General features: G+C 40.8%; 13 protein-coding genes. 8 read left to right on the top strand and 5 right to left on the bottom strand.

Features of this window, described 5'->3' with window-relative positions:
- Positions 1–80 precede the first annotated feature (80 nt).
- The gene (locus HUK62_RS03370) at positions 81–725 is read right to left on the bottom strand and encodes a hypothetical protein (RefSeq protein WP_005400888.1); all 645 of its coding nucleotides are present in this window, start codon (positions 723–725) and stop codon (positions 81–83) included.
- Positions 726–1005: 280 nt separating this feature from the next.
- On the opposite strand from HUK62_RS03370, the gene HUK62_RS03365 reads away from it, so the two are divergent.
- On the top strand, positions 1006–1281 hold the full coding sequence (locus HUK62_RS03365) for a PspC domain-containing protein (RefSeq protein ID WP_004692583.1): 276 nt from the start codon (positions 1006–1008) through the stop codon (positions 1279–1281).
- 95 nt (positions 1282–1376) lie between these two features.
- Here HUK62_RS03365 and HUK62_RS03360 read toward each other — a convergent pair whose 3' ends face one another.
- Positions 1377–2474: an HPP family protein gene (locus tag HUK62_RS03360; RefSeq protein WP_058868850.1), complete on the bottom strand. Its 1098-nt coding sequence runs from the start codon at positions 2472–2474 to the stop codon at positions 1377–1379.
- A 172-nt stretch (positions 2475–2646) separates the two neighbouring features.
- Between HUK62_RS03360 and HUK62_RS03355 the strand changes: the two genes are divergently transcribed.
- From HUK62_RS03355 to HUK62_RS03325, 7 genes are all read left to right on the top strand, one after another.
- A complete protein-coding gene (locus tag HUK62_RS03355; protein WP_004692588.1) occupies positions 2647–2937 on the top strand; it encodes a hypothetical protein in 291 nt (96 codons plus the stop codon).
- Between the two features lie 410 nt (positions 2938–3347).
- Positions 3348–4337 carry a glycine--tRNA ligase subunit alpha gene (gene glyQ, locus HUK62_RS03350; protein ID WP_004978878.1) on the top strand — a complete coding sequence of 330 codons (990 nt, stop codon included), beginning with the start codon at positions 3348–3350 and terminating at the stop codon, positions 4335–4337.
- Positions 4337–6406: a glycine--tRNA ligase subunit beta gene (gene glyS, locus HUK62_RS03345; protein ID WP_176537084.1), complete on the top strand. Its 2070-nt coding sequence runs from the start codon at positions 4337–4339 to the stop codon at positions 6404–6406. Before glyQ ends, glyS begins: the two co-directional genes overlap by 1 nt.
- A 69-nt stretch (positions 6407–6475) precedes the next feature.
- Complete coding sequence (locus HUK62_RS03340; RefSeq protein ID WP_176537083.1) at positions 6476–7639, top strand: TIR domain-containing protein; 1164 nt, start codon at positions 6476–6478, stop codon at positions 7637–7639.
- A gap of 81 nt (positions 7640–7720) precedes the next feature.
- Positions 7721–8110, top strand: coding sequence for a hypothetical protein (locus tag HUK62_RS03335; protein ID WP_004978867.1), 390 nt, complete (start codon positions 7721–7723; stop codon positions 8108–8110).
- 300 nt (positions 8111–8410) lie between these two features.
- Entirely contained in the window at positions 8411–8932 is a 522-nt protein-coding gene (locus tag HUK62_RS03330) for a hypothetical protein (RefSeq protein ID WP_176537082.1), read from the top strand.
- Positions 8933–9101: 169 nt separating this feature from the next.
- Entirely contained in the window at positions 9102–9665 is a 564-nt protein-coding gene (locus tag HUK62_RS03325) for a hypothetical protein (RefSeq protein WP_078425264.1), read from the top strand.
- A gap of 50 nt (positions 9666–9715) precedes the next feature.
- On the opposite strand, the gene HUK62_RS03320 is transcribed toward HUK62_RS03325, so the two are convergent.
- The 3 genes from HUK62_RS03320 to HUK62_RS03310 all read right to left on the bottom strand — a co-directional run bounded on the left by HUK62_RS03320 (position 9716) and on the right by HUK62_RS03310 (position 12410).
- Positions 9716–10672, bottom strand: coding sequence for a 2-hydroxyacid dehydrogenase (locus tag HUK62_RS03320; protein WP_176537081.1), 957 nt, complete (start codon positions 10670–10672; stop codon positions 9716–9718).
- Between the two features lie 123 nt (positions 10673–10795).
- Positions 10796–10990, bottom strand: coding sequence for a hypothetical protein (locus tag HUK62_RS03315; RefSeq protein ID WP_078425266.1), 195 nt, complete (start codon positions 10988–10990; stop codon positions 10796–10798).
- Positions 10991–11123: 133 nt separating this feature from the next.
- Entirely contained in the window at positions 11124–12410 is a 1287-nt protein-coding gene (locus HUK62_RS03310) for a hypothetical protein (RefSeq protein ID WP_176537080.1), read from the bottom strand.
- Positions 12411–12504 lie beyond the last annotated feature (94 nt).

Raw genomic sequence — 12504 nt, 5'->3', positions numbered from 1 at the left:
ATAAAATTCGCACTCTGTTCATTTCTTCACTATTTTTATTCTTCAGTCTTATTCTGTTGCTTTACCCAATTCCATTTTAACTATGAATTAGGCTCACGCTTTAACGTATACGCACGCTCTAATTTCGGAAAACCTCGCGCATACAATTTTTGGTTAGTGGCATCTAGATTATTACTTTTATCCAAATCCATTTGCAGCGTTTGCGAATCCACCACGCGATAATAAAAATTAATCCCCTCTTTACGATGGACAATCAACTCTGTTCGCTCTTTATTCATGGTCCATGTATCACGGCGATAACTTAAGTTTGAAAAGCCAGGGCGTTGTTTTTCCGAAAAGACCTTACCCAAACGCACAATGCTGCGATGCACCGTACCATCAGGTAAAAAATTGAGAATAAAATCAGCCTTCCCCGTTTCACAAGGGAAAAAATAACCATCACATTGAATTTGTGTGCGATAACGCCCAATGAACTGCTGTTCACCAATATCCAGCGTACGAGGTGCATACTCCGAATCATCTTGCATGGTTGCCCGTCCTGCCACCTCAGTCAGCTTCTTCCCCGACTCAGGCGGAACAGCAACATCCTCTACTGTGCTATTTTCATGTTGTTGTGACGCCTCCGACAGCCCACCATCACAGCCAGCTAACGATACACCGATTAGCCCCACTGCCCCTTGCAGTAATGCGCCAATCAAACCCTGATGCTTTCGTTTCAACTTCATTCCACACTCACTTCCTGCACGTGATTAATCTCCATAACCATCACGAATATTCCATCCCGACCTCTGGTGTTTTCTCGGATTCAAATGACTTACTGACTTTAAGCAGCTAGCTCAACGCCAAATAGAGCACATTTTAGTCCTGATCAAAACCACAGCTTTTATCTCTTTACATAACTTTACTTTTTAATCGACTCCGTCACCTTTAAAAACTTAATTCCATCTCCATTTTTAAACTATGAGTGCATAAAGCCACTCAGATTTTAATTTTAAGGAGACCTAGATGGCCAATGTTGGTTTATATCGCTCAAACCGCTCAAACATGATTGCTGGTGTAATGGGTGGTATTGCTGAACGTTTTGGTTGGAACGCAAATTTACTTCGTATTGTTTTCATCACCATTTCACTGTTAAGTGCAGCATTCCCTGGAATTTTGGTTTACCTGATTCTTTGGTTGGTGATGCCGAAACAAAAAGACCAAATTGAGCATTCTCCACAGGCTCGATCAGGTTATAGCAATACGATGCGTACCGTTAATCCAGATCATCGCAACCCATAAGCGCACATCTTTCGTCTCAAAAAAGTTTCTTTTTATGCTACGACAACTTCCCCCAAAGTGTCGTAGCTTTTTTTTGCCTACGACACTCACATGACTTAGCGATGTTGTAACAGACGATACAACGCTGCAATCATATCGGCACGGCTAATGATGCCGACCAAAGCCTTATTTTCAACCACAGGAATATAGTTAAAAGAACGTTCAACAAAGTACGGAATCAAATCTTGTAGTTCTTGATCCGGCTGTACCGTGACCACCTGACGTTTCATAATGTGCTTGACTTGATCTTGCCAAGAGGTACGCAAATCCGTTGCCTTTTGGAACCACTCCACCACCTCATATAAAGCTAAGGTTCCGCAAACTTGTTCAGCTCGATTTAACACAGGTAAACTCATCAAATTGACCTGTTTAAATTTTTCCACAGCGACTTGAATGTCTTCATCTTCATATAAACACAGGACATCTTTACTCATAATGTCCCGACAACGCAGGTCTATGTGAAAGCGAGTATCGGCCTGCGCTTGAGCTTTTAAAATCAATTTTTGTAAATCATATTCACTGATGTCAAGCAACTGTGTTTCTTGGGCTAAAACTTGATGAATATCTTCAGGTTGAATTGTGACCTTCTGGGTGGGGGTCGGGTCGGTGCTACGCGTATTGACTTGCGCCACGGTTGGGTATTGCTTCCCGAGCAATCGGTTGAACGCAATCGCAATCACGAGAAGCAGGATCGAGTTAAGTAGAACAGGATAAAACACAAATTGATACCCTAACTCGTGTACCGTATCTCCTCCCAGTACCGCTGTAATTGCCACTGCACCACTTGGTGGATGCAAAGAATCTGTCGTCATCATCAAAATAATCGACAAAGCCACAGCAACACTAAATGCTTCTGTTAAGTTGGAAATATAGAGTGCACAGGTCACCCCAATCACAGCTGCAATCGTATTCCCAATCACAATATTCCATGGCTGAGCCAAAGGACTAGCTGGTACGGCAAAAAGCAACACCGAGGACGCACCCATCGGGGCGATATACCATGCATTGATCCCACCCAAAAGCCACCAACTTATGAGTGAAGACAGTGCTAATCCCAACAATGCACCCAAACCACAGAGCATTCTTTCCTTTAGCGGTAACACTTTAAAATTCGGTTTTAAGGTATTTAACCATTCAAGTTGCATATGAAACACAGCCGCCCTTCTACTTTTGCGCACTTAACCAGTGCAAAATTATACGCGGTCTCACCAATAAGATGCATCTATTTTACATCTTAGAGATATCAATTTTGTTATTTCAATTGTTATCAGCAAAGTCTATATTTAGCGCAAGAGTTTCATTTTTATAAGAAGAAAGGTACACGTCTTGGGAAAATTCAAATATGAAGATCACCTTGAAACTTTAGGTTTATGTGAATGCTTAATTGCCCTGATTCAATTTGAAGTGAAACAAGGCAACAAAATCTCTGGTTACGATACTCATGCAAAATGGCCTAAAGAAGAGAGCCATTTGATTTATCTAAAACAATCTCTGCATTTAAAAAATCTTAATTTTCCCCAACACCCGAATGTTCAAGCTCAGGTTAATCGAGATATGCATTCTAATTGGCATACAGATGCTTACTGCACCGTACATCATCACCTTATTATTGGATAATTTATGAAAAGAATAAAAAAATGACTGAAAAACTTGAAATCTGCGACTGCTTAAATGAATTATTAACACTTGAATTGTCACTTGGAAATTCAGTTTCCCACTTTGACAATCATGCCAAATGGCCTTATCCCGAGACCCATTTTGTTATGTTAGCCCATGATCTTCATACTCATTTAGAAACATTGAGATATTCAAAAAATATCTCCCACCAAATATGCAAAGATATTCATTATGGTTGGCATGATGAATGTTTATGCGAAATTCATCATGACTTACTCTGTGCAGGTCGTACTAAGCCATTTTAGCGAATATAAAATTAAGTGCTGAAAAATAAATAGAGCCTTTGCCACTCCCCTGCAAAATCCTTATACTTAGAACCAATTTTTTCTTATATTTATAATGGATGCTGCATGAGTCGCGCCATATCGCATATTGATACATTCCAAGGCTTAATTCTTGCCTTACAAAACTACTGGGCTGAACAAGGTTGTGTCATTTTACAACCTTACGATATGGAAATGGGTGCAGGGACATTCCACACTGCAACATTCTTACGCGCACTTGGGCCTGAAACTTGGAACGCCGCATACGTTCAACCCTCACGCCGCCCTAAAGATGGTCGTTATGGTGAAAACCCAAACCGTTTGCAACACTACTACCAATTCCAAGTGGTATTGAAACCAAACCCAGATAATATCCAACAACTTTACCTAGACTCCTTAGAAGCGATTGGTATCGATACCCTTACTCACGATATTCGTTTCGTAGAAGACAACTGGGAATCTCCAACACTCGGCGCTTGGGGCTTAGGTTGGGAAGTTTGGCTCAACGGTATGGAAGTGACTCAGTTTACGTACTTCCAACAAGTCGGTGGTGTTGAATGTTACCCAGTAACAGGTGAAATCACTTACGGTCTTGAGCGTCTTGCAATGTACTTGCAAGGTGTCGATTCTGTTTACGATCTTGTTTGGACCAAAGGTCAGTTTGGTACAGTCACTTATGGCGATGTATTCCATCAAAATGAAGTTGAGCAATCGACCTATAACTTTGAATATGCAAATGTTGAAAAAATGTTTGAATTATTCGATTTCTATGAAGCGGAAGCAACTCGCTTAATGGAAGCTGAACTTCCATTGCCTGCCTACGAACAAGTGATTAAAGCATCACATAGCTTTAACTTGCTCGATGCACGTGGTGCAATTTCTGTGACTGAGCGTCAACGCTATATTTTACGTGTACGTACTTTGGCACGTTCAATTGCGCAAAGTTATGTGGCTGCTCGTGCGAAGCTTGGCTTCCCAATGGCAGAACCGCATTTACGTGATGAAGTTTTAGCGCAATTGAAAGCTCAGGTTGAAGCGGAAGCGGCTCAAGCCGAAAAATCAGCGGAGAACAAATAATGTCTAAACATACCGTTTTATTTGAACTTGGCTGTGAAGAACTTCCCCCAAAAAGCTTAAAAACTTTACGTGACGCATTGCAAGCTGAAACTGTAAAAGGCTTAAAAGATGCAGGCTTGGCTTTTGATTCTATTGAGGCCTATGCAGCACCACGTCGTTTGGCATTGAAAATTATCAATGTCGATGGTGCTCAAGCAGATACTCAAAAACGTTTTGACGGCCCTGCTGTACAAGCTGCTTATGATGCTGAAGGTAAGCCAACCAAAGCACTTGAAGGCTTTATGCGTGGTCAAGGCATTACTGCGGATCAAGTTTCAACTTTCCAAGCCGGTAAAGTTGAAAAAGTTTGCTACCTAAAAGATGTGAAAGGTCAAAGTCTTGACGTTTTACTACCACAAATTTTACAAACTGCTTTGGATAACCTTCCAATTGCAAAACGTATGCGTTCTGCAGCAAGCCGTACTGAATTCGTTCGTCCTGTAAAATGGGTGGTATTGTTAAAAGACAACGATGTTGTTGATGCAACCATTCAGGATCACAAAGCAGGTAATGTGACTTATGGTCATCGTTTCCATGCACCTGAAGCGATTACTTTAGCCAATGCAGATACATATTTAGATGCGCTTCGTGCTGTCAAAGTCGTAGCAAATTTTGAAGAACGTCAAGCGATCATTGACCAACAAGTGAAAGCACTTGCTGATGAAGTGAATGCCATTGCGATCGTTCCTACTGATTTACGTGATGAAGTCACCGCATTGGTTGAATGGCCTGTTGCGCTACGTGCGAGCTTTGAAGAACGTTTCCTTGCTGTGCCGCAAGAAGCGTTAATCACCACCATGCAAGACAATCAGAAGTATTTCTGTTTGGTGAATGCTGACAATAAACTTCAACCTTATTTCATTACTGTTTCAAATATTGAGTCGAAAGATCCGACTCAAATTATTGAAGGGAATGAGAAAGTTGTACGCCCTCGTTTGTCTGATGCAGAATTCTTCTTCTTACAAGATCAAAAGCAACCGCTTGCATCTCGTAAAGAAAAATTAGCCAATATGGTTTTCCAAGCACAGTTGGGTACGCTTTGGAATAAATCTGAACGTATTGCTAAATTGGCTGTAGCTTTATCTGCAATCACAGGTGCTAATCCTGCCGATGCTGAAAAAGCAGCACTTCTTGCAAAGTGTGATTTAACTTCTGAATTGGTTGGCGAATTCCCTGAACTTCAAGGGATTGCGGGCACTTACTATGCACGTATTGAAGGCGAGAATGATGAAGTTGCGGAAGCTTTAGGTGAGCAATATTTACCTAAGTTTGCTGGCGATGTTCTACCGAAAACCAAAACGGGTACGACGATTGCCCTTGCTGATCGTTTAGATACGTTGACTGGTATTTTCGGTATTGGTCAAGCGCCTACAGGTTCTAAAGACCCGTTTGCTTTACGTCGTTCTGCGATTGGTATTTTGCGTTTAGTGACTGAAAACAATCTTGATGTTTCAATTGAAGAATTGATCAAGCTTGCTTTGGCTGCCTACGGCGATGTATTGAAAGACCACGACAAGACTTTGGCGGATGCTGTTGCATTCCTTGAAGGTCGTTATCGTGCGAAGTATGAAGACCAGGGTGTTGCTGTTGATGTGATTCAAGCGGTTCAAGCACTTTCTCCAAAATCACCACTTGATTTTGATAAGCGTGTAAATGCAGTCAATCACTTCCGTGCCTTGCCTGAAGCTGCTGCTTTGGCTGCTGCGAATAAACGTGTTGCCAATATCTTGGCGAAAGAAGCTGCACCTACAGGTGAAATTGTTGAATCTAAATTGGTTGAAGATGCTGAAAAAGCACTTTATGCCGAGATTCAAAATATCCTGCCTGTGGTTCAACCGCTTTTAGCTGCCAAAGACTATACCGCTGCGCTTTCTAAGTTAGCTGCGCTACGTGCGCCAATTGATGCCTTCTTCGATGGTGTCATGGTGATGGCAGATGATAGCGACTTGAAAGCAAACCGTTTACGTTTACTGGCTCAGTTACGTGACTTGTTTACCAGTGTTGCAGATATTTCGGTGTTGCAACACTAAAGTCTTAATTGGTTGTAAATTAATGAGAACCCCGCTATAAATTAGTGGGGTTTTTATTATTAAAGCAGCATGAAAGTATTTCTCAGTTACGCAAAAGAAGATAAAGAATTCGTTTTAGAGTGCTACGAAGAGTTAAATCGTAGAAACTTTAATCCTTGGATGGATGAACATGACCTTCTTCCAGGGCAAGCTTGGGATGAATGTATTAAAGCCAATATGGGAGATACGGATGTCGTATTAGTTTTTATGTCTTCTGAGAGTGTTTCTAAAATTGGGTATGTGCAAAGAGAGCTAAAATATTTTGCAGACAAGAGAAAAAATTATCCTGAAGGATTCATTTATTTAATACCTATCCAACTCGACACTTGCAAAGTACCTGATACTATTGCTTCCGAAATTCAGTTTATCAACATAAATCGAGATTTGACTAGTAAAGAGTGGGCTAAAGCTCTTAGATCCTTAGATTTAGCCGCCAAGCAACGAAATATTGAAAGAATAAATGAAGACTCTACAAAACCTAGAATAGAGCTAAAAGAAATATCTGAAAGTGTAAAATCATTGACAGGATATGAATTCAACGGAAATTATCCTGTTATTAAAACAATACATGACAATTTTAAGGAAGTTAATGATCTCATATATTCTATTGTACATAACCATCTAATTCATTTAAGACAGCGATTTTTTGAAAAGCCATTAGATATCGAAAGAGAAAATAATGAACCAATGTATATGGATATGTATGATATTTCAATAACTGCTGATATTGGTTACGTTCGAAATAACTTCGTGAGCTTTATATTCACTAACTACTACTACACAGGTGGAGCCCATGGTAATCATAACTTTTTAACTAAAAATTTCTATGTAAGAGATGGAAAAGCAGCTTTACTTACATACCATTCACTTTTTCACACTGACAACATTTTAGATGTACAAACCTTTATCAAGTCTTATTGTCATGATGATTTATTAGCCCAAATTGCTTATCGTTCCGAATCAGAAGATTTTGACAAAGATTGGGTTAAAACTGGTACTGAACAAATAGATACTGATACTATCCTTATAAAAGAAGACTGTTTAGAAATATTCTTTGCTCCATATTCAGTTACAGGATATGCATTCGGAGATTTTAAAGTAGAGATACCTTTTTATAAATTATCAAAATATTTGGATAAGAATCCCAACAGCTTGTATTCTCAATTAACAACTTATGAAGATGATAAAATTTAGAAATAATCAGATATCTTTTGTAGGTAATTTTATTAGAATTCCCTATACTCAACCTAACAACTCGCAACAAGAACGAACCTTATGAAATTAAAAACTGTGCTTTTCGCTACTTTTGCTGCCCTTTCTATTACAGCATGTACATCTCAACCAACGATTCCACAGTTGACAGCGGGTGTATTACAAGAAGTCCAAGACATTGAAGTTTATCCAGACACAACCAATAACAAAGCAAAACTGACTAAATTTGAAGACAAGTGCGTCATCGAATTTACTGGCAACCTCAAAGCAGGCAAAGTCGTAGAACAATGGGCGTTCCGTGACTACACCCTCATCACAGGTGGCTCAGCAACCTTTGCACTCGATGGCACTAGCACAGCAACCAAATTTGAATTACACGATGCAGAAGTACAAAAAAACTTCCTTGCACTACGTAATCACTTTGCAAAAGAAGCCTTAGCTCAATGTAACTAAGCAAATCGTCATCACTGATGCAACATCAGTGATGACTTCTCTCCCAAACACCTTCTGTTTCATATCTTTTATTTCAACACCAGTCTTCATACTTGTTACATTTAAAACAACGACCACGCATAAACTTACATAATTTTAATGAATTAACTGAACGACACAATTTTCAGCCCATTGTTCATGCGCTGTTGCCGCATTGTGCGACTTTCATATCAAACGCTATTTTTAAGCTCATTTCTGTCTATGATGACTGCTGTTCTGAACTCCTCATCGGGTTCTGTCATAAGAGGTAGAAAATCAAAGATGAAAGTTTTAACAAAAACACTCACCGCTTCGGCTTTAACCACTGCACTTTTAGCCTCCACGTCCCTATTTGCAAATACCACAGCCAATACATCGGCCAATGTTCAAGTTCAAACCTCGCAGCCAAGCGTATTGCAAAACTTAAAACATGATGTCAAACATGCCGCGCATACGACAGGTGAAACGGTTGAGCATGGTGTAGACAAAACCAAAGCATTCAGCAAAGAAAAATGGCAAGACACCAAAGATTTTTCAGCTGAAAAATCTGCTGTCGTAAAAGATAAGGCTGGTGACGTTAAACAGTCTGTTGAGCATAACACCAAAAAAAGTGGTCACTATATAGCGGATAAAGCGAAACAAGGCCAACAAGCGACCAAACAAAAATGGCAGGAAACTAAGCAGGCTGTCAATGGTCAACCCAAACGTGCAGACGTAAATGGGCAAGCCCAAGTGGAATTAGATACACCTGTTGCTAAAGCCAAAGTCGGTTCATCGACCGATGCTGCCGTTGGCGCGAAGTAAAAGTTAAACTCCTCCAGAGTTGAGAGAGCCCACACGCTGGGCTCTTTTTTTTTAGCTATATACATTTACACACGACGCTTGTTTACAACCAAGCACATGAAATTCACACAAAGAGGCTTTATGCTAAAACGCTGATTTATGCACGATAGCCCAAGAGGTACACTGCTCTATGAATATGATGAAAACAACACTCTTCTGCGCTCTTTTAATGACAACAGCAGGTGTATGGGCACAAACAGAAACCACTACTCAGCAAGCGCAAAAGCCAATTACGCCTTATGGTAAAAACCCCAATATCTTTCATGTCTGGGCTTATAAAACTCAAGAAGGTGTGATTAACACGGCTGAAAAAGTCGGGACAGCAACAGAAAAAGGCATCCAAAAAATTCGCCCTTCTGCACACCAAGCTTTGGACAGTGCAAAAACCATCACCAACAACACCGCAGAACAAGCCAAAGAAACAGGACAGCAAGTTACCCAAAATGTGAATAAAAAGCTGCATGAAACCAAGCAAGTGATTACTGGTCAAACAGATCAACCCGCTCCCATTTACCAAGGCAGCTTGAGTCAACCGTCATCTACACCCGTAGATGCTCCTGCGGTTCAAACACCGTCAGCCTCATCTGCACAGCCTGTCACCCCCCAAACAGTGAATGAACCCACGATTACCCAAGCACCATCTTCCTTTACACCTGCTCAAGCAGAAGAAGAAATTAAAGTAACTAAGCTTTAATAGCAAAAAAGCCCATCAGTTGATGGGCTTTTTAGTTGTCATTATTTGCTTTAATCCACCCGACGGATTGGCTGCCCTGCTTGAAAAGCTTGAGCATTTTCGACCAACTGCTGCACCATGCGCTGGCGCGCATCGACACTACCCCACGCGCTGTGTGGTGTGATGATTAAATTCGGCAGACGAGCCTCCAATAAAACATTACCCTCTTTGGGTGGCTCAACGGTCAATACATCAGTTGCTGCGCCCGCAATTTCACCCTGTTTTAACGCATCTGCCAAAGCTGCTTCATTGACAATTCCGCCACGTGCACAATTAATTAAAAAGGCACTTTTTTTCATTTTTTTGAAAGCTTCGGCATCAATCAAGTCGCGAGTATCATCGGTTAATGGACAATGCAGACTGACAAAATCTGATTGTGCCAGCAAGTCATTAAAGCCTACTCGTGTTGGGTCAGCATGTGGACGGTTTGGCAAATTGCCCACTAAAACCCGCATACCAAATGCTTCAGCGAGTTTAGCCACTGCCTGCCCCAATTCGCCATAACCTAAAATGCCCAATGTCTTGCCGGAAAGTTCGATAATTGGGTAGTCCAATAGACAAAACTGAGAAGCTCTATTCCATTCGCCCTGCTGCACCGCACGGTCATATTGCAAGCATGAGGTTGCAAGGTTGAGCATCAACATTAAAGTGTGCTGTGCCACCGCTGCCGTGCCATAACCCTGACAATTACACACCACAACACCTTGTACTTTGGCTTGCTGCAAATCGATGTTATTGGTGCCTGTGGCAGAGATTAAAATCAACTTTAACTGAGGGCATTGTTTTAAGGTGTCAGCATCCAGCATGACTTTATTGCTAATAATCACATCTGCATCTTGTACACGAGCGACAAGCATCTCAGCATCGGTACTTGGGTAAAGGATCAGTTCATCAAAAACAGCATGCAGTGCTTGAAAGTCCAAATCATTTTTATCTAAGGATGCACAATCTAAAAATACGGCTTTCATTGCTCACGTCCAGTTGTTCTGCATAATGATAGAGCGCTTATTTAAACCAACTCAACTCCATTTTTCAACGTAAACACTGTCTTGACCACCTAAAAATAGCCGTCACATACAGAAAAAAGCCCGCTATTTAATGGGCTTATTACGATGAATACGAATAGAAATACTGATTTGTTTAATCACATAAAACGTCAGGATCAGCAGGAGAATGAGACCACCACCGAATGTCAGATAAGCTGGGTCTAAACTTTGTGCCAGTACGCTTTGTGATGTTGAAATAAACAGTAATGTTATAAATACAGCCGACCAATGTCTTTGCATTGCTTCCACCCTATTTGATCTTTATCCGTATTGTTTAAAAGATAAACAATACTTTCATATTAAACCAAATAGGCCGGAAAACAAGCGCTTGGCTTTAGACCAAAGCCCTATAGGGATAAATCAAATGAACATATCATAGAAACACATCTGACTCAGCATCGCTTGGCACCAAAAACTGCGCCGTTTCAGGAATCTCTTCGACTAAATCAAAGCCACCATATTCATCACAGCTAAAGTTAAACTGCTTATAACTAATCAGATAATAATCACTGTATTTTTTCATTAATAATGGATGCATCCCAGCGCTCAATTCGGCTTGTTCATGCACCAACTTCATAATCTGACGGTCATTCATCACCACGGTATAGCGCATGTCATTATAGTAAATGTGGACCAGTCCGTTGCCCTTGGCAAAGATCGGCAACAGAAACTTATGATTCAGTGCAATAGCATCTGGTGCATAGCTTTCAATCTTCTGACTGATCATATTGAACACTAAACCATGTCCAAAACTATCCATTAACTGACAGCTATTTTCTTGCGGCAAGTTGACCTGAATACCCAATTTCAGCAGATCCGTCTGGCTCACTTGTCGATTGCTGAGTAACTCGCGGATAATGCTTTGTTTTAGCTTGGCATCAAAAAATTGACCATCTAACTCAAGCTCATTATTTTTCAGAATTCGCCCCAAAGAAAAGCGATGACGCGGCAACAAGTTTTCGATCACTTTACGGTAGTAAAACTTGCTGTTCTTTTTCACTTCACGAATTTTTTTATAAAAATACGGCGCATCAAACTCATGACGTAAAAAATCGTGTAACAAATCTGAACTGGCTAAAACCGCAATCGCATCATGCCCTGTAAAAGGTAAGTTCAGGGTATTCAGATTCGGCACGACCGTTTGTAATTTTTCATAATGCGCACGGTCTTCAGGGCAGTAAGGGTCATAAATAACAATGTATTCACACTCTGCCGAGACATCTTTCGGCTGTACCTGCATGTCATGGTTCAGCTCAGGCTGATAGAACATGTTATAGCGGTTATCCGTCACCTGTTCAGGGTCAATCGAATACTGCGGCACCAAGGCCACTACGCGCTTAAACTGAAGCAGTTTAGAGTATTTAATCGCAGCATAACCACCCATTGACCCTGCATAGGCAATACGGGTTTGAAAGGGTGCAATCCAAGCGCGAATTGCATCCAACATCGCTAACATCGAAGACTCTGGAAACCATGACTTTTGTTTTGGCATAATGCCAACCACATTAAAGCCAAACTTGGCTAGCGACTTTTCTGCATTGATCGACGTTCCCTTGGCACGGGTAATCAGGTCGCCAAAAGAGAAAATAAGTTCGTCCGATGAACCCTGTAAAAAAATGACACGAATCTGTTCGTCTTCAAAAATAATTTGTTTCGCCATGTCCATGCTGAGAGATTTCATTCCTATAAAGTGAGGTCATGTTCGTTCCATACAGCATAAGCGATTTCATCGAACCAAATGTGTTATTTTATAG

This window comes from Acinetobacter sp. NEB 394 (assembly GCF_013374795.1).
In the GTDB taxonomy this organism is placed as follows: Bacteria; Pseudomonadota; Gammaproteobacteria; order Pseudomonadales; family Moraxellaceae; genus Acinetobacter; species Acinetobacter johnsonii.
Note: the sequence above shows the minus strand (reverse complement) of the source record. Positions and strands in the feature narration are given on the sequence as shown.